The 20,777-nt window shown below is 71.5% G+C and carries 16 protein-coding genes and 1 other RNA gene; 12 read left to right on the top strand and 5 right to left on the bottom strand.

Going from position 1 to position 20,777, the window contains the following annotated elements:
- Nucleotides 1-29 precede the first annotated feature (29 nt).
- Nucleotides 30-221 (bottom strand): hypothetical protein, encoded by a 192-nt coding sequence (locus Plo01_RS04975; protein ID WP_203889296.1) that lies wholly within the window; start codon nucleotides 219-221, stop codon nucleotides 30-32.
- A gap of 234 nt (nucleotides 222-455) precedes the next feature.
- Here Plo01_RS04975 and ftsE point away from each other — a divergent pair, with 234 nt between their 5' ends.
- From ftsE to Plo01_RS05010, 7 genes are all read left to right on the top strand, one after another.
- Complete coding sequence (gene ftsE, locus Plo01_RS04980) at nucleotides 456-1,145, top strand: cell division ATP-binding protein FtsE (RefSeq protein ID WP_203889297.1); 690 nt, start codon at nucleotides 456-458, stop codon at nucleotides 1,143-1,145.
- Nucleotides 1,146-1,175: 30 nt separating this feature from the next.
- Nucleotides 1,176-2,084: a permease-like cell division protein FtsX gene (gene ftsX, locus Plo01_RS04985; RefSeq protein ID WP_203889298.1), complete on the top strand. Its 909-nt coding sequence runs from the start codon at nucleotides 1,176-1,178 to the stop codon at nucleotides 2,082-2,084.
- A gap of 23 nt (nucleotides 2,085-2,107) precedes the next feature.
- A complete protein-coding gene (smpB, locus tag Plo01_RS04990; protein WP_203889299.1) occupies nucleotides 2,108-2,575 on the top strand; it encodes an SsrA-binding protein SmpB in 468 nt (155 codons plus the stop codon).
- 26 nt (nucleotides 2,576-2,601) lie between these two features.
- Nucleotides 2,602-4,461 (top strand): penicillin-binding transpeptidase domain-containing protein, encoded by a 1,860-nt coding sequence (locus Plo01_RS04995; protein ID WP_239315895.1) that lies wholly within the window; start codon nucleotides 2,602-2,604, stop codon nucleotides 4,459-4,461.
- Nucleotides 4,462-5,129: 668 nt separating this feature from the next.
- Nucleotides 5,130-5,514: a transfer-messenger RNA gene (gene ssrA, locus Plo01_RS05000) on the top strand.
- 298 nt (nucleotides 5,515-5,812) lie between these two features.
- Nucleotides 5,813-6,649: an isocitrate lyase/PEP mutase family protein gene (locus tag Plo01_RS05005; RefSeq protein ID WP_203889301.1), complete on the top strand. Its 837-nt coding sequence runs from the start codon at nucleotides 5,813-5,815 to the stop codon at nucleotides 6,647-6,649.
- A 195-nt stretch (nucleotides 6,650-6,844) separates the two neighbouring features.
- Nucleotides 6,845-7,978 carry a C45 family peptidase gene (locus Plo01_RS05010; RefSeq protein WP_203889302.1) on the top strand — a complete coding sequence of 378 codons (1,134 nt, stop codon included), beginning with the start codon at nucleotides 6,845-6,847 and terminating at the stop codon, nucleotides 7,976-7,978.
- 68 nt (nucleotides 7,979-8,046) lie between these two features.
- Here Plo01_RS05010 and Plo01_RS05015 read toward each other — a convergent pair whose 3' ends face one another.
- The 3 genes from Plo01_RS05015 to Plo01_RS05025 all read right to left on the bottom strand — a co-directional run bounded on the left by Plo01_RS05015 (nucleotide 8,047) and on the right by Plo01_RS05025 (nucleotide 11,532).
- Entirely contained in the window at nucleotides 8,047-8,733 is a 687-nt protein-coding gene (locus tag Plo01_RS05015; protein WP_203889303.1) for an aquaporin, read from the bottom strand.
- A 150-nt stretch (nucleotides 8,734-8,883) separates the two neighbouring features.
- Complete coding sequence (locus Plo01_RS05020; RefSeq protein ID WP_203889304.1) at nucleotides 8,884-9,984, bottom strand: S1C family serine protease; 1,101 nt, start codon at nucleotides 9,982-9,984, stop codon at nucleotides 8,884-8,886.
- Nucleotides 9,985-10,002: 18 nt separating this feature from the next.
- Entirely contained in the window at nucleotides 10,003-11,532 is a 1,530-nt protein-coding gene (locus Plo01_RS05025) for an AMP-binding protein (RefSeq protein ID WP_203889305.1), read from the bottom strand.
- Between the two features lie 443 nt (nucleotides 11,533-11,975).
- Between Plo01_RS05025 and Plo01_RS05030 the strand changes: the two genes are divergently transcribed.
- The 4 genes from Plo01_RS05030 (at nucleotide 11,976) to Plo01_RS05045 (ending at nucleotide 18,571) form a co-directional block, all read left to right on the top strand.
- Nucleotides 11,976-12,713, top strand: coding sequence for a hypothetical protein (locus Plo01_RS05030; RefSeq protein ID WP_203889306.1), 738 nt, complete (start codon nucleotides 11,976-11,978; stop codon nucleotides 12,711-12,713).
- 54 nt (nucleotides 12,714-12,767) lie between these two features.
- Nucleotides 12,768-14,966 carry an acyl-CoA dehydrogenase family protein gene (locus tag Plo01_RS05035; RefSeq protein ID WP_203889307.1) on the top strand — a complete coding sequence of 733 codons (2,199 nt, stop codon included), beginning with the start codon at nucleotides 12,768-12,770 and terminating at the stop codon, nucleotides 14,964-14,966.
- A 104-nt stretch (nucleotides 14,967-15,070) separates the two neighbouring features.
- Nucleotides 15,071-16,909 (top strand): MmpA family trehalose lipid delivery protein, encoded by a 1,839-nt coding sequence (locus Plo01_RS05040; RefSeq protein WP_203889308.1) that lies wholly within the window; start codon nucleotides 15,071-15,073, stop codon nucleotides 16,907-16,909.
- A gap of 417 nt (nucleotides 16,910-17,326) precedes the next feature.
- Nucleotides 17,327-18,571, top strand: coding sequence for a glycosyltransferase family 4 protein (locus Plo01_RS05045; protein WP_203889347.1), 1,245 nt, complete (start codon nucleotides 17,327-17,329; stop codon nucleotides 18,569-18,571).
- Between the two features lie 85 nt (nucleotides 18,572-18,656).
- Here Plo01_RS05045 and Plo01_RS05050 read toward each other — a convergent pair whose 3' ends face one another.
- Nucleotides 18,657-19,397: a class I SAM-dependent methyltransferase gene (locus Plo01_RS05050; RefSeq protein WP_203889309.1), complete on the bottom strand. Its 741-nt coding sequence runs from the start codon at nucleotides 19,395-19,397 to the stop codon at nucleotides 18,657-18,659.
- 41 nt (nucleotides 19,398-19,438) lie between these two features.
- On the opposite strand from Plo01_RS05050, the gene Plo01_RS05055 reads away from it, so the two are divergent.
- Nucleotides 19,439-20,674, top strand: a complete 1,236-nt coding sequence (locus Plo01_RS05055; RefSeq protein WP_203889310.1) for a DUF5005 domain-containing protein — start codon at nucleotides 19,439-19,441, stop codon at nucleotides 20,672-20,674.
- Nucleotides 20,675-20,777: the final 103 nt, after the last annotated feature.

The following is a 20,777-nucleotide window of genomic DNA, read 5'->3' on the forward strand; positions in this document are numbered from 1 at the left end:
GCCCCCCTCTCCGTTCGGAGCGGCGGCCCTCAGGCGCCCGTCAGGTGCTTCAGGGCCAGGGTGAGGAAGAACAGCGCGATCAGCAGGAGGGAGACGAGTGCCGGCGTCATCCCGCCCAGGCCGCTGTGGTGCATGCGGTCGCGGTTGGCCCGGCACAGAGGGCAACGGCCCTCCGCGACGGGGTGGGCGCACCGCGCGCATACCAGGTCGTCACAGCTCATAGTGTCCTCGCCTTCGGGCTCGTCACCACTTTATGTGGTCGTTACCGGGCGTTGAATCGTTTTGTTTCCGTTATGGAGTTTCCATGCCAGTCTTCCCCCTAGACTGGGCTCCGGCCAACCGGAACGTCGATCAAGGTAAAGATCGGCGCCCCCCGGCCGGCGAGAGGCGGGAAGTGGTCCTCTGCCACTACCGCGACCGTCCTAACCCCTAGACTGACATGCTGTGATGCGCCCGTGATCCATTTCGATAATGTCACCAAGGTCTACGCGAACCAGAACCGGCCCGCGTTGGACCACGTCAGCGTTGAGGTCGACAAGGGCGAGTTCGTGTTCCTCGTCGGCCCGTCCGGCTCCGGGAAGTCCACCTTCCTCCGCCTGATCCTCAAGGAGGAGCGTCCCAACTCGGGAGCCATCCACGTGGCGGGCAAGGATCTCGCCCGCCTGTCCAACTTCAAGGTGCCCCACCTGCGCCGCCGCATCGGCTGCGTGTTCCAGGACTTCCGGTTGCTCCCGAACAAGAACGTGTACGAGAACGTCGCGTTCGCCCTGGAGGTCATCGGCAAGCCCCGGCGGTTCATCCGCAAGGTCGTGCCCGAGGTCGTCGAGCTCGTCGGCCTGGAGGGCAAGGCCCACCGGATGCCCGACGAGCTGTCCGGCGGCGAGCAGCAGCGGGTCGCGATGGCCCGCGCCTTCGTCAACCGGCCGATGATCCTCCTGGCGGACGAGCCCACCGGAAACATCGACCCCGCGACGAGCATCGGCATCATGAAGGTGCTCGACCGGATCAACCGGACGGGCACCACCGTCGTCATGGCCACGCACGACGCGGCCATCGTCGACTCCATGCGCAAGCGCGTAGTGGAACTGGAGGACGGAAAGATCGTCCGAGACCAGTCGCGTGGCGTGTACGGCCAGGCGTACTGACCAGGACCGGTCAAAAGCGACAGGAAGAGCATGCGGGCAAACTTCATCTTCTCCGAGGTCTGGATCGGCCTCCGCCGCAATCTCACGATGACCATCGCGGTCATCGTGACTGTGGCCATCGGCATGGCGTTGCTGGGCATCGGTCTGATGGTCAACTCGCAGGTGTCGAAAATGCGGGGCTTCTGGTCGGACAAGGTCGAGGTCTCGGCCTTCCTGTGCAAGAAGAACGACCCCCTCCCCTCCTGCAAGGGCAGCAAGGGGGTCACCGAGCAGGCCCGCGCCGACCTGCAGACCCGCATCCAGGGCATGGCCCAGGTCGAGTCGGTCGAGTTCGAGAACTCCGCGACGGCGTACGAGAACTTCAGGAAGACCTACGGCGAGAACGACGTCCTGGTCAAGGCGATCCAGGTCGAGGACATGCCCGAGTCGTTCCGGGTCAAGGTCAAGAACCCGGAAGAGTACGGCACGGTGATCGACGAGCTGCAGAGCGTGCCGGGCATCTCGATGGTCGTCGACGAGCGGGAGCTCCTGGACGGCTTCTTCGACCTCATGGAGAAGATCCGGGGGTTCGCGCTCATGATCGCGGGCTTCCTCGTCCTCGCGGTCATCCTGCTGATCGGCAACACGGTCCGGCTCTCGGCGTACAACCGCAGGCGTGAGACCGGCATCATGCGCCTGGTCGGAGCCTCCAATCTCTACATCCAGCTGCCGTTCGTCATGGAGGGCGTCATCGCCGGCCTGCTCGGCGGCGTGGTCTCGGCCGTCCTGCTGATCGTGACCAAGGTGTTCCTGTTCGACAGCATGAACATCAACCTCGCCGCGGGCACGCAGCTCACCTGGAACGACCTGGCCCAGGTGATCCTCGGCACGATGGTCATCGGCGTGATCATCTGTATCCTCGCGTCCTTCGTCACGCTCCGCCGTTACCTGCGTGTGTGAGGCGTCCCGGTAGGCTCCAAGGCATGCCACGTGAGACCGGGCGGAAGGTCATCGCCCAGAACAAGCGTGCCCGGCACGATTACCACATCGACGACACCTTCGAAGCCGGCCTCGTGCTTCAGGGCACGGAGGTCAAGTCGTTGCGCCTGGGCCGCGCCTCTCTCATCGACGGGTACGCCACCGTCAAGGACGGCGAGGTGTGGTTGATCAACATCCACATCCCCGAGTACACGATGGGAACGTGGACCAACCACGCGGCGCGGCGCACCCGCAAGCTGCTCCTGCACCGCAAGGAGATCGACAAGCTGGCCGCCAAGACGAAGGAGGGCGGCCTCACCCTGGTGCCGCTCTCGCTCTACTTCAAGGACGGCAAGGCCAAGGTCGAGCTGGGGCTGGGCAGGGGCAAGAAGGACTGGGACAAGCGGCAGACCCTGGCGGAGAAGCAGGCCAAGCGGGAGATGGCCCGCACGCTCAGACATAGGAACAGGTAGTGGTGACGGGGAGACCCCCAAGGACCGTGGCCGCCGCGCTCGCGCTGGCGGTGACGGTTCCCATGTTGTCGGCCTGCTTCGCTGAGCCCTCACCTCACGAGGCGGTCCGTGACTTCCTCGTGGGCTGGCAGACCGGCGACTACGCCACGGCCGCCCGACGCACGGACGGCGACGAGCAGCAGGTGCGCCGGGCGCTGGAGGACGCCAAGATCCAGCTGGACGCGGCCTCGTTCCGGTTCGCCCTCAAGGGGGTCCGGAGCGTGGGAGAGCGGGTCGAGGCCGACTTCGCCGCCGAGGTCGACCTGGGGGAGAACAACCCCCTGTGGGAGTACGACGGCAAGCTCCCCCTCCATCTGGTGAACGGGAGCTGGAAGGTGCGCTGGTCGCCCAGCGTGCTCCACCCCCAGCTGCGCGACGGGCAGCGCTTCGCGGTGAAGATCGACCCTGAGGGCCGCCTCCCGATCGTGGACCGTGCCCGCGACCCGTTGCAGGAGCTCGCCGACCTGCACGTGGCCAGCGTCATCCCGGCCAAGCTGAAGGACCCGGTCGCGGTCTGCGAGCAGCTGGCCAAGGTGACCGGCTTCCCCAAGGACCGGCTGCTGAGCCGGATCCTGTCGGCCAGCCCCAAGTTCGCGGTGCCGCTGGTCACCTTCGGCCGCGCCCGGTTCGCCCGGCTCCGCCAGCAGCTGGAGGCGATCGAGGGCATCCAGTTCTCGATCCGGCCGGAGGCGGTCGCACCCGCCTCGCCCACCCAGATCGTCGGCACCGTCACCGCCGTCACGCCGGAGACCGAGCAGCAGCTCGGCGGGCCGCAGCGGGCCGGCAACACCGTCGGCCGGGACGGACTGCAGAAGGCCTACCAGGAGCACCTGACCGGCACGACCGAGACCAGCGTGATCACTGTGGACCTCAAGACGCTGGATGAGGTGGAGGAGCTCGCCAAGTGGCGGCCGGGCCGTACCGCGGCCCCGGTGCACACCACGCTCGACCGGCACACGCAGCAGGCCGCCGACGCCGCGCTGGCCGGGGGCGCGCGGGGCATGATCGTCGCGGTCCAGGGGTCGACCGGAGAGGTCTGGGCGGTCAGCGCGACCAAGGAGTACCACCAGGAGAAGGACGCGCTCGCCGGGAAGTTCCCCGCCGGGACCACCTTCTCGATCGTGGCGGTCGAGGGGCTGCTCAAGGCGCAGGTGGACCTCGGGCAGAAGCTCGCCTGCCCGCCGGACCGCACCGTCGGCGGGGTCCGGTTCCACCAGGCGGGCGCGCCCGCCGGGAGCCAGCCGACGCTCCAGGGCAGCTTCGCCAACGCCTGTGTGACCGCCCTGGCCTCGCTCGCCCGCCGGATCGACCCGGCCGCGCTGCGTGACAGCGCCGCCGCGTTCGGCATCGGGTCGTCCTGGACGCTGCCGCTGAAGTCCTTCAGCGGCTCGATGGACCCGCTGAAGAACGACGCCGCCACCGCCCGGGCCATCGCCGGACAGAACGTCATGGTCAGCCCGCTGTCCATGGCGCTGGTCGCCGGGGCGGCCGCCTCCGGCACCTGGCACCCGCCGCTCCTGGTCCTCGAACCCAAGTCTCCCGACCTGTCGGCCGAGGCCGAGCAGGCCAAGCCGGTCTCCCCGGTCAAGCTCGACGACAGGACGGTCGACACCCTGCGCACTCTCATGCGCGCCGCGGTGACCTCCGGCTCCGCCCGCACCGCCACGGCTCCGGGCGATCCGGTGCACGGCGTCACGGCTGCGGCGTCGCGGGGCGGCAAGCCGCTGGCCTGGTTCGTGGGCTGGCAGGGGGACATCGCGGTGGCCGTGCTGGTGGAGAGCACCGACTCCACGGCCGGGGCGACCGTCGCGGGACAGTTCTTCCGGAACCTGCGCCAGGGCATGTGACGCGGCCGGAACCGGCCCGCACGCGCGGTGCGGAAGGGCTCGGCGCGTGATGCGGAAGGGTTCGGCATGCGGTGCGGAAGGGCTCGGCGTGCGGCCGGACGGTGACGGCGGACGCCCGGATGTCACTCTGTGAAAAATTCTCATGACAGCGAGCAACCATCGGGCCCCTCGTCGGCGTCTTTCCAGGTGACTGAGCACCGCTCGGGGGGTTGCGGACTCAGTCGCCGTGATGAGATCAGGGCTTCATCTCGGGGGAGGCCCTGCCGTCCGGACCGGCTCGACCCTGCCGGTCGGCCCCGGGGGCGCGTGCGACACGCCGCGCCTCCGGGGCTTTGCCGTTTCCCGGCCCGGCGACGTGCCCCGGCGGGCGTGCCTCGATGGGCGCGCCGGTGACCCCGGTCCGGCGGGCGTGCCCCGGTGGGCGCGCGGGTGATCCCGGTCCGGCGGGTACGGCGTCCGCGCCGGGAATGGAGCCGGGCGCCGGGGTGTTGTACGAGGTGCCCCGGAGCGGTGTGTCCGGGGCGGACACGCCGGTGGGCGCGTCCCGGAGGGCCGGAAGTCTCATCTTCGGCGACGCCCGGTGGGAATCGGGTTGGCGTCGACGGTGTTGTAACCGGTATCTTCGGATCGCCCGGTCCCTTCGGGGAGCGGTGTTGACAACTCAACAGGGGGGTGACTGGTTTCGACTTTGGCTTTGCAAGTCAGGTGAAGCGGGTCGAGGACTGCGGACATAACCTCGTTAATCCTGTGACCGCGACCAATAAGTGCCAATAAGACGCACTCCGAGGTTAGCCAGGGTTCCCTGGCCCTCGCCGCCTAAGCAGCGAGAAACCTCTGTCGGCCCGGGAGCGCCTCCGGCCCGAAGCTGACATCGCTAGGAGGCTCAACCGCGAGACCCGGCCACGGGGTCGAGCGGGAAATCTAACAGTGGCTGAGCCCGTCGGCGTCTTGCCTGTGTGATCGCCGGGGCTGAGAAAAGCAGAGCAGGCTGCACCCGGAGAAGCCCTGTCTTGGAGTTGAAGGACGCGGGTTCGATTCCCGCCACCTCCACCCGACTCGCGTTACTCGAACACCGCTCGTCCAGAGCGGTGGCGAGGGGCGCGGACCCCCTGTAAGCGGCGGTGCCTGTCAAGGCACCGCCGTTGTCGTTTACGGCCCTGTGCGCGTGGAGCGGCGCTGCGACGGGCTCCGCGCGCTCCGAACCGCTCATGGGCACTCCGTCCGGGGGTCCCGCAGCCTCCGCGATCCGCGCCCGGGAGGCGCCGGCCTTCTCGGGAGAGGGCTGGTCAAATGCCGGTTGTGTCCGAAATTCGCGGGTTTTTATGTGGTCAAGGCTGATTTACTGATCCATATGACGACTCTTCGGGACAAAGCAGTTCTTTTCGATTCGCTGCACCGGGGTGAGGAGGCGCTGCTCCTCGCCAACGCCTGGGACGTCGCCAGCGCGCGGCTGATCGAGGAGGCGGGCGCGAAGGCGATCGCCACGACCAGCGCCGGTGTCGCCTGGAGCCTCGGCTCGCCCGACGGGGACCGGCTGGACCGGGACCGGGCGCTCGATCTCGTCGCCCGGATCGCCGCCGCCGTGGACGTGCCCGTCACCGCCGACATCGAGAGCGGCTTCGGCGACACCCCCGAAGGGGTCGCCGAGACCGTCCGGGGAGTGCTGGAGGCGGGCGCCGTGGGAGTGAACATCGAGGACACCCTCCGCGGTGAGGAACTGTCGCTGCGGCCGGTCGAGGAGCAGACGGCCCGGATCGCCGCCGCCCGCCGGGCCGCCGACGCGATGGGGATCCCGCTCTACCTCAACGCCCGGGTGGACGTCTACCTCAGCAGGATCGGCGACCCCGGCACCCGGCTCCAGACGACCCTGGACCGCGCCGCCGCCTACCTCGGGGCCGGGGCCGACGGCGTCTTCGTCCCCGGCGTCACCGACCCGGCGACGGTGTCGTCCCTGGCCAAGGGGATCGGCGCGCCGCTGAACGTGCTGGCGGGGCCGGGAGCCCCGGCCGTGGGCGAGCTGGCGGCGCTGGGCGCGGCCCGGATCAGCGTGGGCGCCTCCATCGCCGTGGCCGCCTACGCCGTCGCCCGGCGGGCGGCCCGTGAGCTGTTCGGCACGGGCACCTACGAGGCCCTGGCCGGGGACCTCGGGTTCATGGAGATCAACGCTCTCCTGAGAAACCGGGCCTGAGACCGTTCCCTGAGATCGTCGTTCCCGGCGGCCGCTCTCCTGGGAGGCCGCCCTCCGGGTGAGTCGCCGTTCCGGGCGCGTCGCGGTGGGCGGGGCGGGCCCGGGCCGGAGGCGGCGAGGACGTCAGCGGATGGTGCGAGGCTCGTCAGCGGTCTCCCCGAAGCTCTGGTTGTCGGCTTCGGGAGGGAGAACGAGATGACGAGCGTCATCGCCGGTGGTCCGGACGATTTCATGACGGTGCGCTATCTGACGGTGCGCGGCAGCCAGCGGGAGATCGGCCGTGCGCTGGCCGAGGAGGCGCGGGCGGTCTCGCGGTGGGCGCCGCAGCCCGCCGACCCGGCGGTGAACGCCGGGCGGATGGCCTGGTTCGCGAAGAACTGGCCGCAGCATCATGAGCGGCTGCTCGGTGTGGCCGAGGTGTTCGGGGTGGATGCGGTGACCTCGTACGTGGAGGGCCTGCCCGGGCTGCCCGGCGGGTCCGGGTGCTCGGTCGTGTGGTCCCCGGCCTCGACGGGGCCCGACGGCCGTACCCGGATCGGCCGCAACTACGACTTCTTCACCATGGGCGTGACCCAGCTCATCCAGTCGATCACCGGAGGCTCGCCGGAACCCTCGGATGAACCCCCGATGGCCTCGCAGCCCTACGTGATCGCGACGATCCCGGACGACGGCATGGCCTCCACCGTGATCACCATGAACGAGCTGGACGGCTGCATGGAGGGGATCAACGCGGCCGGCCTCACCGTGGCCCTGCTGATCGCCGACGCCGAGGCCACCGTCGCCGGCCCGGCCATGTCCGCGCCGCAGGCCGGGGTGAACGAGGTCCAGCTTCCCCGGTTCGTCCTCGACACCTGCGAGGACGTCGAACAGGCCAAGAAGGCCCTGCTCGAGGCGGAGCAGTACGTCACCGGCGTCGCCTGCCACTACCTGATCGCCGACGGCTCCGGGCGGGCGTTCGTCTGGGAGCGGGGAGACGACGGCTCCCGGCACGTCATCGAGCCCGGGAAAGGAGCGATGTGCGTGACCAACTACCCTCTCCACCGCCACCCCGACGTCTCCGACCTGCCGGAGGACAACGAGCACTCCTTCCGGACGTACGAGCGGTCCCGGACGCTGGCGGACCTGACCGGGGACGGCCTGTCCGGGACGGAGCTCCGCGGCGCCCTGGACGCGGTCGCGTTCACCGAGGGGGAGGAGCCGTGGCGGACCCTCTGGCGGAGCGTCTTCGAACCGGAGGAGCGGACGATGACGACGCGGTTCTACCTCGGGGAGGACGCGGAGGGCGGCCCCCGCTACAGCGAGGAGATCGTCTTCGGCTCCGGCCGCTGACGGCCCTCGCGGCCACCGGGTCCCCGGGCCGGGGGACGCCCTCGGGGCTCAGGAGGCGTTCCCGCAGCTCAGGGAGCGTTCTCCCCGGCGGCGGACGAGCGGTGGAGCCGGGTCGCGATGACGGTCGCGAGGATGCCGCCGACCAGCGGGGCGGCGATGAACAACCAGAGCTGACCGAGGCGTTCCCCGCCCGCGAAGAGGGCGGGGCCGATGGAGCGGGCGGGATTGGCCGAGGCGCCGGTGAGCGGGATGCCCGCGAGGTGGACCGCCGCCAGCGTCAGGCCGACCGCCGCCGCGGCGGACGGTTCCCGCAGGGCGATGCGGTCGGTCACCAGCAGGTAGGTCAGGACGAGCACCGTGGTGAGCAGCGTCTCCAGCAGGAACGCGCCGACGCCGTTCACGGCCGCGCCGAAACCGTTGGCGCCCAGCGCCTTCGTCCGGTCGGTGATCTCCCCGGCGCTCACCGTCAGTTCGAGCACGGCGGCCCCCGCCACGCCGCCGAGGACCTGGGCGGCGATGTAGCGCCCGGCCTCCGCCGGGAGCAGCCGCCCGGCCAGCAGCATGCCGAGGGTCACCGCGGGGTTGACGTGGCAGCCGGAGACCGGCCCGAGGCTGTGGGCCAGGGCGAGCAGCACCAGGCCGAAGGCCAGGGCCACCCCGACGGCCCCGATCTTGTCGATGCCGAACACGGCGCTGCCGACGCCGAAGTAGACCAGGATGGACGTGCCGGCGAACTCGGCCGCGTATCGCTTCATTGGGTCACCGCTCGTGAGACGGAATGATCGGTCGCGGGGGTTCGCTCCGGAAGGGCTGCGGGTCGGGAAGGGCTGCGGGTCGGGTGGGAGGTCTGTCCGGGGCGGGTGTACGGCCCGGGCCGTACACCCGCGGTCCGCGGGAGCCCGGCGTCACCCGGACGGGCTGGTGGGAAGCTCCCCCAGCCGGACGGTGACGGCGCCGGTGGAACCGTCCAGGCGCAGGAGCTCCACCTGGGCCTGATCGCCGGGACGGAGGGTGGCGAGCACCTCGGACAGGGCCTGTGTGCTGGGGGTCTCGGTCCCGTTGACCGAGACGATGATGTCGCCCGGCTCGATGCCCGCCCGCGCGGCCCCGCCGCCCTCGCTCACCTCCACGATGCCGACGCCCGCGGGGCTGCCGTCGGCGCCGATCACCGTCCGCACCGAGACGCCCAGGGCGGCCCTGCGGGTGTTGGTGACCTTGCCGCCCTTGACGATCTGGGCGGCGATGTCGGTGGCGGTGTTGGACGGGATCGCGAAGCCGATGCCCGGGGCGGCGCCGCCGCCCAGCTCGGGGATCGTCGCGGCGAGGGTCGGGATGCCGATGACCTCGCCCGCGAGGTTGACCAGCGCACCGCCGCTGTTGCCCGGGTTGATCGCGGCGGAGGTCTGGATGGCGCCGGTGATGGTGGCGCCGGGGGAGCCGGCCTCCTCCGCGGGTTCGGTCACCGTACGGCCCAGCGCCGAGACGATCCCGTCGGTCACGCTGCTGCCCAGGCCGAGCGGGTTGCCCATGGCCAGCACGATCTGGCCGACCCGCAGCCTGCCCGAGTCGCCGAACTTCGCGGGCCTGAGGCCGGCCGGGTCGTCCACCTTGATCACGGCCAGGTCGCCGATCGGGAAGGACTCGACCAGGCTCGCCCGGCGGGGGGCTCCCCCGGTGGCCAGGGTGACCTGGAACTCCGTGGCCCGCCCGACCACGTGGGCGTTGGTGATGATGTGCCCGGAGGCGTCGTAGATGACGCCCGAGCCGAGACCGGTCCTGGTGTTGATCTGCACGATGGACGGCAGGACGTTGGAGATGACTCTCTCGTAGGCGGCCTCCAGGGCGGTCGGCTCCATGGCCGACTCGTTCCCCGGGGACGGAGTCGTGGCGGCGCCGGACGGGGCGGCCGTGGGGGACGCCTCCGTGCTCACCGCGCCCGGGGTGCAGCCCGCGAGCGCGATGACGACGGCGGCGAACAGCGTGAGAGGTACCGGTGGTCTCTCCATGCGGGGCTATTTCCCCGCTCATGGCGAAAGATACGTCTCCCGGAGGCTGGTACGGCTCAGCTTGCCGGTGGGCGTGCGGGGCAGCCGCTCGCGGTACTCGACGACCCGGGGGTGCTTGAGCCGGGCGAGGCGGCCGGCGCAGTGCTCCAGCAGGGCGGCGGTGAGGTCCGGTCCGGGCTCCGCGTCCGGCGCGGGCTCGACGAGGGCGACGACCTTGTGCCCCCACTCGGGGTCCGGCACGCCGATCACCGCCACGTCCGCCACCGCCGGGTGCTCCAGCAGCACCGCCTCGATCTCGGCGGGGTAGATGTTCACCCCGCCGGAGATGATCAGGTCGGTACGGCGGTCGCACAGGAACAGGTAGCCGTCCCCGTCGAGGTAGCCGATGTCGCCGGGGGTGTAGAGCTGCCCGCGCATCGAGGAGGCGGTCTTGTCCGGGTCCCCGTGGTACTCGAAGCGGTTGACGCCGCCGATGTAGACCAGGCCGGGCTCGCCCTGGGGCATCTCCTCGCCGTCCTCGCCGACGATGACGAACCGCATGCCGTCGATCGCCCGGCCCACGGTGCCGGGCCTGGCCAGCCACTCCTCGGAGGAGACCATCGTGGCCACGGCGGCCTCGGTCGAGCCGTAGTACTCCCACACCACCGGGCCGAGCCAGTCGATCATCGACTGCTTGGTGGCGGGCGGGCAGGGGGCGGCGCCGTGGTAGAGGTGCGTCAGGGACGACAGGTCGTACTTCTCCCGGATGTCGGCGGGCAGCGCCAGCAGCCGGTGGAACATCGTGGGGACCATGAACGCGTTGGTGACCCGGTGCCGTTCGATCAGCCGCAGGACCTCCTCGGCCTCGAACCGCTCGGTCACCACCACCGCGTGGCCGTACTGCAGGGCCATCATGGCCTGGCCGTACGGGGCGGAGTGGTAGAGCTGGGACAGCACCAGGTGCACGCCGTCGGACGGCAGCGCGAAGTGCCGCCAGCTCTTGCGCATCAGGATCGGGTAGAGATCTTCGGGGGAGAGGTCGATCAGGCGCCGCCGCACGCCCTTGGGCTTGCCGGTGGTGCCGGAGGTGTAGAGCATCATGGACCCGGCCCGGCGCTCGGCGGGCGGAGTGGCGGGCTGCCCCTCGGCGACCGCGCCGACCTCCTCGAACCCGCCCGGTACGGCGTCGGCGTACCGCTCGCAGCCGATCACCGCGCGGGCCGCGCAGTCGGTGACGATGTATCCGATCTCCTCGGCGGTGTAGTGCCAGTTGACCGGGACGTGGTAGGCGCCGATCTGGTAGGTCGCGAGCATCATCGTGATCGCGTCGACGCCGTTGGGCAGGACCGTCACCACGGCCTCGCCGGGGGTGACGCCCCGTGCGATCAGGCCGTTGGAGACCCGGTTGACCCTCTCGTGCAGCTCGCCGTACGTCATCCGGCCGGGCTCCGGAAGCCCGGCCGCGGCGGTGTTCTCGGTGCTCTCGGTGTGCTCGGTTCTCCCGGTGGTGCTCTCGACGACGGCGGTGCGTCCGGGGTCGGCGGCGGCGATCTCGTAGAAGCCCCTCATGAGCGGGACCATACAGAACTAGGTTCTGTTCAGGGAAGGGGAAATGCGGCTGGCTGCGGGATGTGTCCCCCATAAGAAAAGTATGGGGATCTGCCCTGCATATATCCGCCCAGCTGGCATAGCCTGGCGCCATGGCGGAAGGCGGCGACGCCCCTCCCGGGCGTTCTCACGATGGATATGTCCCCTCCTGGGATGCTCCCACCGCGCCGATCCCCGTCATCCCGGCCGCTCCCGCCGGTGACGGCACGGTGATCACTCCTCGTGTGCCCCGCGACGCTCCCGACGGCCGGTTCCACATCGGCGGCCCGCCCGGCCCGCCCGGCCCGTCCGGCCTTCCCGGCCCGTCCGATCATCCGCGCTTCGCGGCCCCCGCAACCCCCGCAACTCCCGGGGCTCCCGTGCGCCCCGCCGGGTCCATGCCTCCCGCGGCGGGGCGGAGCGCCGTGAGCAGGCTGCTGCTCTGGATCGGGGACATCCCGATGAGGACGATCTACGGTGTCGGCGCCACCCTGGCCGCCGCCCTGGCGGTCTTCCTGGCGTTCGTCTTCTTCTCCGGCGACGTGCCCGAGAGCCCGACGCGGGCGGAGCGGGTCCGGGCCGCCGCGCCCTCGACGCCCGCGGCCGCCGCCCCCCGGATCGTCCTGCCCAGGCTGCCGAGGGCGACCGCGCTCAAGCCGCTGCCCGGCACGGCGAGCCCGGTGCTGGGCACCGTGATCGACGAGAGGGCCGCGATCAGCTACGCGAGACTGGGCGGGCCCTGGTCGGTCGCGCCGCTGCCGCCGTTCTCCAAGGGGCAGCGGGTGGGCGGGGACGGGCTGCCGCGCACGCTGGCCGTCTCGGCGCTCCTGCCCGGCGCGAAGCCGAGGGCCGAGCTGAAGACCGACGCCGACTACAGGAGGACGGCGCTGGCCGCGGTGCGGTGGAGCGTGCGCAACCATCACCCGGCGGGCGGCAGGGTCACCTGGACGGCCTCGCAGCGACTGGCGACCGGCGAGGGCTGGGTCCTCGGCTACCGGGTCGTCTACCGGATCGACGGCCGGGAACGCGTCTCCCAGGCGGCGCTCGCGCTGCTGGACATCGGACGGCGCAAGCCCGCCATGTTCTTCGTGACCGTGCCGGACACCCGCAAACGGCTCTGGGCGGACATCGTCCCCCTGGTCGCCAGCGCCCGTGCGTTGTGACGGAAGCACCTTCTAGAATATGGTTCTGTCACTGAACCGTTTCTGGAGGCTGACATGGCGATCGGGTTGAGCGAGGAGCACGAGGCGCTCCGCGAGTCGGTGAGCGGCTGGGCCGAGCGCAACATTCCTTCCGAGGTCGTACGGGCCGTCATCGCGGCCGAGCGGGAAGAGCGCCCCGGCTTCTGGTCCGGCCTGGCCGACCAGGGCCTGCTCGGGCTGCACATTCCGGAGGAGCACGGCGGCAGCGGGTACGGCCTGCTGGAGACCGCCGTGGCCGTCGAGGCCCTCGGCGAGCGCGTCGCCCCCGGCCCCTACGTCCCGACGGTGTTCGCCAGCGCCGCGATCCTCGCCTCCGACGGCAAGGCCCACGCCGAGCTGCTGCCCGGTCTCGCCGACGGCACGCTGACCGGCGCCGTCGCGCTCTCCGGCTCGATCACCGGCACCCGCGGCGAGGACGGCGCCCTGACGATCAGCGGTAGCGCCGAGCCCGTGCTGGGCGGCGCGCTCGCCGACGTCCTGGTGCTCCCGGTCAGCACCGACCGGGGCGAGGAGTGGGTGGCGGTGGACGCCTCCGCCGCGACCGTGACGCCGATCAAGTCGCTGGACCTCACTCGGAGCGCGGCCAAGATCGAGTTCGACGGGGCGGCCGTGCCGGCCGGGCGGATCCTGGACGGGCTGGAGGGCCCGGCCGTGCTGAACCTGGCCGCGATCCTGCTGGGCGCCGAGGCCGCGGGCGTCGCGTCCTGGTGCGTGACCGCCGCCGCCGAGTACGCCAAGGTGCGCGTGCAGTTCGGCCGCCCGATCGGCCAGTTCCAGGGCGTCAAGCACAAGGCGTCGCGCATGCTCGTGGCGCTGGAGCAGGCCCGCGCGACGGTCTGGGACGCGACCCGCGCCGAGGGCCGGGAGCTGGACTACGCCGCGGCGATCGCGGGTGTGATCGCGCCGGACGCCGCCGTGCAGTGCGCCAAGGACGCCGTCCAGATCTTCGGCGGCATCGGCTACACCTACGAGCACGACGTCCACCTCTACTACCGCCGCGCGCTCACCCTGCGCGCCCTGCTCGGCCCGGCCGCCGAGTGGGCCGAGTCGGTGGCCTCGCTCGCGCTGGACGGCGTCGCCCGCGAGATGGAGATCGACCTCCCCGAGGACGCCGCCGCGCTGCGCGAGTCGATCCGCGCGGAGATCGCCGAGATCGCGAAGCTGGAGGGGGCGGAGCAGAAGCGGGCCCTGGCCGCCGGCGGGTTCGTCATGCCGCACCTTCCCCGGCCGTGGGGCCGCGACGCCAAGCCGCTGGAGCAGGTGCTCATCTTCCAGGAGCTCAAGGCCGCCAAGGTCAAGCTCCCGCAGATGATCATCGGCGCCTGGGTGGTGCCGTCGATCGCCATGTACGGCACGGCCGAGCAGCAGGAGCGCTTCCTGCCCAAGACGCTCAGCGGCGAGATGATGTGGTGCCAGCTCTTCTCCGAGCCGGGCGCCGGCTCCGACCTCGCCGCGCTGCAGATGAAGGCCGAACAGGTCGAGGGCGGCTGGAAGCTCAACGGCCAGAAGATCTGGACCTCGGTGGCGCACTTCGCCGAGTGGGGCATCTGCATCGCCCGCAACTCCTCCGAGGGGACCAAGCACGAGGGCATCACCTACTTCCTGGTGGACATGAAGGCGCCCGGCGTCACCGTCCGGCCGCTGACCGAGATGACCGGCGAGAACCTGTTCAACGAGGTCTTCCTCGACGACGTGTTCGTCCCGGACGAGCTGGTCGTCGGCGAAGTCGGCCAGGGCTGGAAGGTCGCCCGCAACACCCTGTCCAACGAACGCGTCTCGCTCTCCTCGGGCTCGGGCGGCACCGGCGCCTCCGTCCCCGACCTGATCGGCCTGGTCAAGCGGCTCGGCCGCGAGCTGACCCCGGCCGAGCGCCAGGAGCTGGCCCAGGTGGTCTGCGAGGGGCACTCGATCAACGCCCTCGGCCTGCGGGTGACGCTGAAGCAGCTGACCGGCGGCGAGCCGGGCGCCGACGCCTCGGTCCGCAAGCTGGTGTCCACCTCGCACGCCCAGCACGTCTCCGAGTGCGCGGTCGGGCTGCTCGGCACCGCCGCGGTGGCCGCGGCCGACATGAAGCTCGGCGACCCCGGTTACTGGAACCGCGCCGTGCTCGCCACCCGCGCCATGACGATCTACGGCGGCACCACCGAGGTCCAGCTCAACATCATCGCCGAGCGCATGCTCGGCCTGCCCCGCGACCCCGAGCCGGGCAAGTAGTCACGTGACGCGGCGGCCCCGGACCCGTCCGGGGCCGCCGCGAGAGCGCGTCGGACTCCGCGGGGTCCCGCGAGGTTCCGCGCGGCTGCCGTAAAGTGCGCGATATGCGGACAGAATGGGCCAAAGCGTCGAGGTGGTTCGCGCCCGGCTCATCCGGGGACACGGCGGAACCCGGCGCTCCGGGAGCCCGTGCGCCCCGGCCCGGTGCGCTGGGGCGCAGGGCGGCCGCCGCCGCGCCCGCCGTCCTCGGGCTGCTGCTCGGGATGCTGGCCCTCGGTCCCGCGCTGGGGCCGGGATTCGTGCTCCGCTACGACATGGTGTTCGTGCCCGACCCGCCGATCGCGCTCCCCGGGCAGGGCTTCCCCCGGGCCGTCCCCAGCGACCTGGTGGTCGCGCTGTTCTCCCGGTTCCTGCCCGAGCAGGCGGTGCAGAAGGCGATCCTGCTCGGCATCTTCGTGCTGGCCGCCTCGGGGGCGGCGGCGCTCGTGCCCTCGGGACGGCTCGGGCCGCGCCTGGCCGCGGCGGCCTTCTACGCCTGGAACGCCTACCTCGCCCAGCGGCTCCTGCTCGGCCAGTGGGCGCTGCTGCTGGGCGTGGCCGGACTGCCCTGGGCGGTGCGGGCGGCGGCGCTCGGCGGCCGGCTGCGTCTCGTGATCGCCTTGATCCCGGCGGCCGTGGGCGGCTTCCAGGCGATGCTGATCTCCGCCCTGGCGGTGCTCGCCACGGCGGCGACGGCTCCTTCCCTCAGTGCGGCCCCTCCTTCCGGCGCGGCTCCCCGCGATTCGGCGGATCCTTCCCGCGGCCCGGCGACGGTCTCTCCCCGGGGGGCGGCGGGGCGCCTGCGGCGCGTGGGGGAGGCGGGGCTGATCCTGGGCGGGCTGAGCCTGCCCTGGCTGGTCCCCGCGCTGCTCAGCGGGGCCACCACCGACCCCGCCGGGGTGGACGCGTTCGCCCCCCGGGCCGACGGCCCGTTCGGGGTGCTCGGCAGCCTGCTCGGGCTGGGCGGGATCTGGAACGCGCACGCGACGGTGCCGGGCCAGGGCACGTGGTGGTCGGCGGGCGTCCGTCTGGTGCTCGCCGCCGTCGCGCTCTGGGGGTTCGCACGGCTGCGCCTGCGGGGGCGGCCCCCGGCCGACGGCCGCCGTGGAGAAGATCCCGGGGCGGGGGACGGGGGGCGGGGCGCTCCGCCGTACTGGACGGGGCTGGCCGTGGCGGCGGGGGCCGGGCTGCTGATCGCGTGTCTGGGGGCGTTCGCTCCCGGCCTGGTCAAGGCGCTGATCGCCACCTGGCCGGGGTTCGGGCCGATCCGGGACGGGCAGCTCCACCTGGCGCCCTTCGCCCTGCTCCAGGCCGTGGGCCTGGCCTCGGCCGCCGGCGACCTGGTCCTCGGCTCCCGCGCCGCGCGAGCGCGTCCCCGGCCGGTGGCGGACCGGGCGTCCCGGACCGTCACGGTCGCCGTCGCGGCCGCCGTGACGGCGGCTCCGGTGCTGGTGCTGCCCACCTTGGCGCTGGGGGCGTTCGGCAGGCTGGCGGCCGTCGACTACCCGTCCGGGTGGCGGCGGGTCCAGGAGATCGTGAACGCCGACAGGGCTCCCGGGGCGCTGCTGTCGTTGCCGTGGGGGGCGCACCGGGCGTTCCGGTGGAACGGCGGGCGGGTGATCGCCGATCCGGCGACGAAGCTGTTCCGGCGGCGGGTCATCTGGAACGACGAGCTGCTCGTCGGCCTGCCCGGCGGTGGCAGGATCCGGGTGGCGGCGGAGGACCCGCTGGTCGTGCGGGTCGCGGCCGCCCTGCGGGAGGACGAGGGCGAACGGGTGCGGACGCTTGCGAGACTCGGGGTGCGCTACGTTCTCGAAACTTCGGGCGAGAACATGTTCCGCGGCGGCGTCACCGTTTTTCAAGATCGGGAAATTCGCCTGACGAGGCTCGATTTCCCTTCGTGAGCTGGACGTTCGCCCACCTCAGAGAAGTACTCGAGGGTAACTTTCTTTGTCACGGTTTTACTAAGCCTATGGCTTATGAGGTGGATCACGTTCTACTCTCGGCACACTGTCCGAATCTTGGAGGGAGAGTCCAGTGCTGCGAGTGCTCCTAGCCCTGGCCATTGGCGGCGTCCTCGCGGTCGGCGCCTCTGTCGCGGTTGTGAATGTCGCCTCCCCCACCCCCGAGCCGCCGAACAAGCCGCTGTACAACTACGGCACCAGGTGAGCTGACCTGCGGGTTCAGGGCTGATCCAGAAAAAGGATCTTCAACGGAAAGTGCGAGGCGTGGCTTCGCCATGCCTGAAAACGGCCGCATGGGCGCCGCATGGATGAAGGAGTGTGGGGTTCGTGGTCTTGTCGGGCACCGAACCGGGCGCGATGCGCGGCCCCGAAGCCAGTCCGCTCAGGTCTCTCCGGAAGACCCGCGGGGCGCATCTCACCGTCCTCCCCGGCGGCGCGGGAAACCTCGAGGGCAGGCGCGTCGCCGTCCTCAACTTCCGGGAGCCGAGACAGTCGGTCGCCGGTGGAGCCGAGGAATACGCCTGGCAGGTCAGCCGCCACCTCGTCGAGGAGGGCGCGCAGGTCTGCTTCCTCACCGCCCGGGAGCCGGGCCAGCCGCGAGCCGAGCAGTTGGACGGCATCGAGCTGCGGCGCATGGGGAACAGGTTCCTGGTCTACCTGCTCGTGCCGCTCTGGTTGTTCCTGCACCGGCGGCGGTTCGACGTGGTGATCGACTCGATGAACGGCATCCCGTTCTTCTCGCCGCTCGTCGTGCGCCGCTCGACCAAGGTGATCTGCCTGGTCCACCATGTCCACGGCCGCCAGTTCTACGCGTTCCTCCCCGCGTGGCTGGCCAGGATCGGTGTCTTCATCGAGGGGCCGGTGGCCCGGCGGCTCTACCGGCGGTGCGCCACGGTGACGGTCTCCGACTCCTCCCGCCGGGACCTGATCGAGCGGCTGTCCTGGCGGGCGCCGATCCAGGTGATCCCCAACGGGCGCTCGGTCGCCGACGCCCCCGTGGGACCCGTGTGCGGCGACCCTGTCGTGGTCTACCTGGGACGGCTCGTCGGGCACAAGCGCGTCGACCGGGTCGTCGGGCTGGCCGACCGGCTCGGTCACGCCTGGCCCCGCATGCACGTGCACGTGATCGGCCGGGGAGTGGAGTCGGAGTCGCTGGCCGGGTTCGTGCGGGAGAAGGCCCTCGAGGACCGGGTCACCATGCACGGCTTCCTCTCGGAGGAGGAGAAGGTCCAGGTGCTCGGAGGCGCCCAGCTCCACGTGACCGCCTCGGAGTTCGAGGGCTGGGGACTGACCGTCATCGAGGCGGCCGCCCTCGGCGTGCCGACCGTCGCCTACGACGTCGCCGGGTTGCGCGACTCGGTCCGGGACGGGGAGACCGGCTGGCTCGTCCGCGAGGGCGAGACGTTGGAGGACGTCGTCGACCGGGCGCTGAAGCTGCTCAGCGACCCGGTCCGGCGTGAGGAGATCGCGCACGAGTGCCGGCAGTGGGCCGGACGGTTCACCTGGAGGCGCACCGGCGCCGCGATGACCGAGCTGATCGCCGGTGAGCCGGCGGGCTCTCCCGCGGCCGCCCCCGGCGCGCTGGCGGCCGGAGGCCGGTGAGCGGATGAGGAGAGCCCCCGGGCGGCGCGGCCGCCCCGGGGGCTCACGTCGTTCCGGGAACGCTCCGGCGTTCCCGGGCGGAGTATCAGTTCTTGCGGAGCACCAGCACCAGGTTCCAGGTGACGATCTCGCGCAGGCCGGGGATCGCGAGCACGGGCTTCGCCCAGCGGGGCAGGTAGCGGGGCAGGGCGTCCACCACGGTGGCGTCCCCGCACGTCCGGGCCCAGCGGAGGGCGTCGGCGACGGAGACCGCGTAGAGGCTCTCCCCGAAGACGTTCTTGGGCCGCTTGCCGTGCCGCCTCTCGTAGCGCCGCGCGGCCCGGTGCCCGCCGAGGTAGTGCCACGGGGAGGTCTCGTGGCCGCCCCAGGGGGACAGCCAGTTGGTGAACGACAGATAGACCGTGCCGCCGGGCCTGGTCACCCGGACCATCTCCGAGGCCATGGTGAACGGGTCGGGGACGTGCTCCAGCACGTTGGAGGAGAAGCAGATGTCGATCGATCCGGTCCGCAGCGGGAGGCAGAGCGCGCTGCCCAGCACCGCGCCCTCGGGCATGGTCCCGTCCCGGGCCGTCATCTCGCCCGCGTCGCAGTCGACGCACACGACCCGGGCCCCGGCGTCCTGCAGGGCCTCGGCGAAGTATCCGGCCCCGCCGCCCACGTCGAGGACGAGCGAGCCCTTCACCTCCGTGTAGGTGCTCAGTTGCGAAACAGTGTCGCGAGCGAGTAGTCCATAGAAGAAATCAGGGTCGGTCTGCTCCTTGCGGAACGCGCTGAAGAGACGGACCGAGCGCGCCAGGTTCGCGCGGAACACGCTGGGCGATACCACGGCCGGAGCTTACTAGAACTTGTTGCATGGGGGGACCCGGGGTGAGACGGCGGGGTACGGCGTTCGTGCTGCTGCTCGTCCTCGCCTGCCTGATCCCGCTGGCGGGGAGGGACAGCGGGGAGTGCCTGCCCGCCGCCCCGGTGGAGGTCCGCCCGGACGCGGAGTGGACGCGCAGGTTCGCCGCCTTCGGCAACGACAACACCCGGACCGACGACTGGACGGGCGCCGACGGGACCTGGTCGGTCCGCCTGCCGGGCGGGCGGACGTTGTGGATCTTCGCGGACACATTTCTCGGCACGGTCGCCGGTCCGCCCAACCGCAACGGCGAGGTGAGCCACTGGCGCTCTCCCGGCCGGGCCCCGCTCATCCGGAACTCGGCGCTGCTCCAGGAGCCGGACGGCGCCTTCACGATGGTCCGCGGCACCCGCGCCGACGGCGCCCCGGACTCCTGGATCAGGCATCCCGAGGTCCCCGGAACGGCCTACTGGCCGATGTCGGCGGTGGTGGAGCCGGAGTACCCCGGGGCCCGGACCGACGTGCTGCGGGTGTTCGCCGTGCAGGTCGCCCCGCCCGAGGGGCGTCACGTCTTCGGGGTGCTCGTACGGGGGGCCGTGGCCACCTTCGCGCTCGACGACCTGTCCCGCCCGATCGCCTTCACCGAGTTCCCCGCCCCGCCCCCGCCGGACGGCCGGTGGACCAACCAGGTCTTCTACGGCTCCCAGGTCCTGGTGGAGGGGGAGTACGTCTACATCTACGGCGGCACCGGCAACTCCCTGGCGGGCGGGCAGAGCGCCTACCTGGCCCGGGCCCTGCGGGGCGCGGCGGACCGGCACGCCAAGTGGCACTACTGGAGCGGCCGTGCCGCCTCGGGAGCGGACATGTGGTCCGACCGGCCGGACCGGGCGCGGCCCATACTGCCCTGGACGGGTTCCTCGGGCGTGTCCCCCGGCTACAGCGTGATGCGCACCGGCTCGACCTACCTGCTGTTCACCATGGACCCGACGGTCTACGCCGGGAGCGTCTCGCGGATCGCCAGCTACTGGTCCTGCCTGCCCACCGGGCCGTGGCACGGGCCCACGGAGCTCTACCGGCCGCCCGAGGTGCGGCGGGGCTCCTCGGCCTACAGCTATTTCCCGGTCGCCCACCCCACGGTTGCGGTGGGGGAGGGGGAGCTGCTCCTCAGCTACGACGTGAACGCCGACTTCGCCGACGTCCACCATGACGTCGGCCTCTATCGGCCCCGGTTCCTCCGGGTCAGGATCCCTTCCGGGAGATAATCCCCGCCTCCGTGAGATAGTCCCTGTTTGTCACAATTCGACGAATCGGCTGGCTTCAGTGTGCAACGCGTTCTAGCCTCGGTTGCGCGGAAGGGAGCCATAC

Origin of the sequence: Planobispora longispora (assembly GCF_016863135.1) — a bacterium.
Taxonomy (GTDB): Bacteria; Actinomycetota; Actinomycetes; order Streptosporangiales; family Streptosporangiaceae; genus Planobispora; species Planobispora longispora.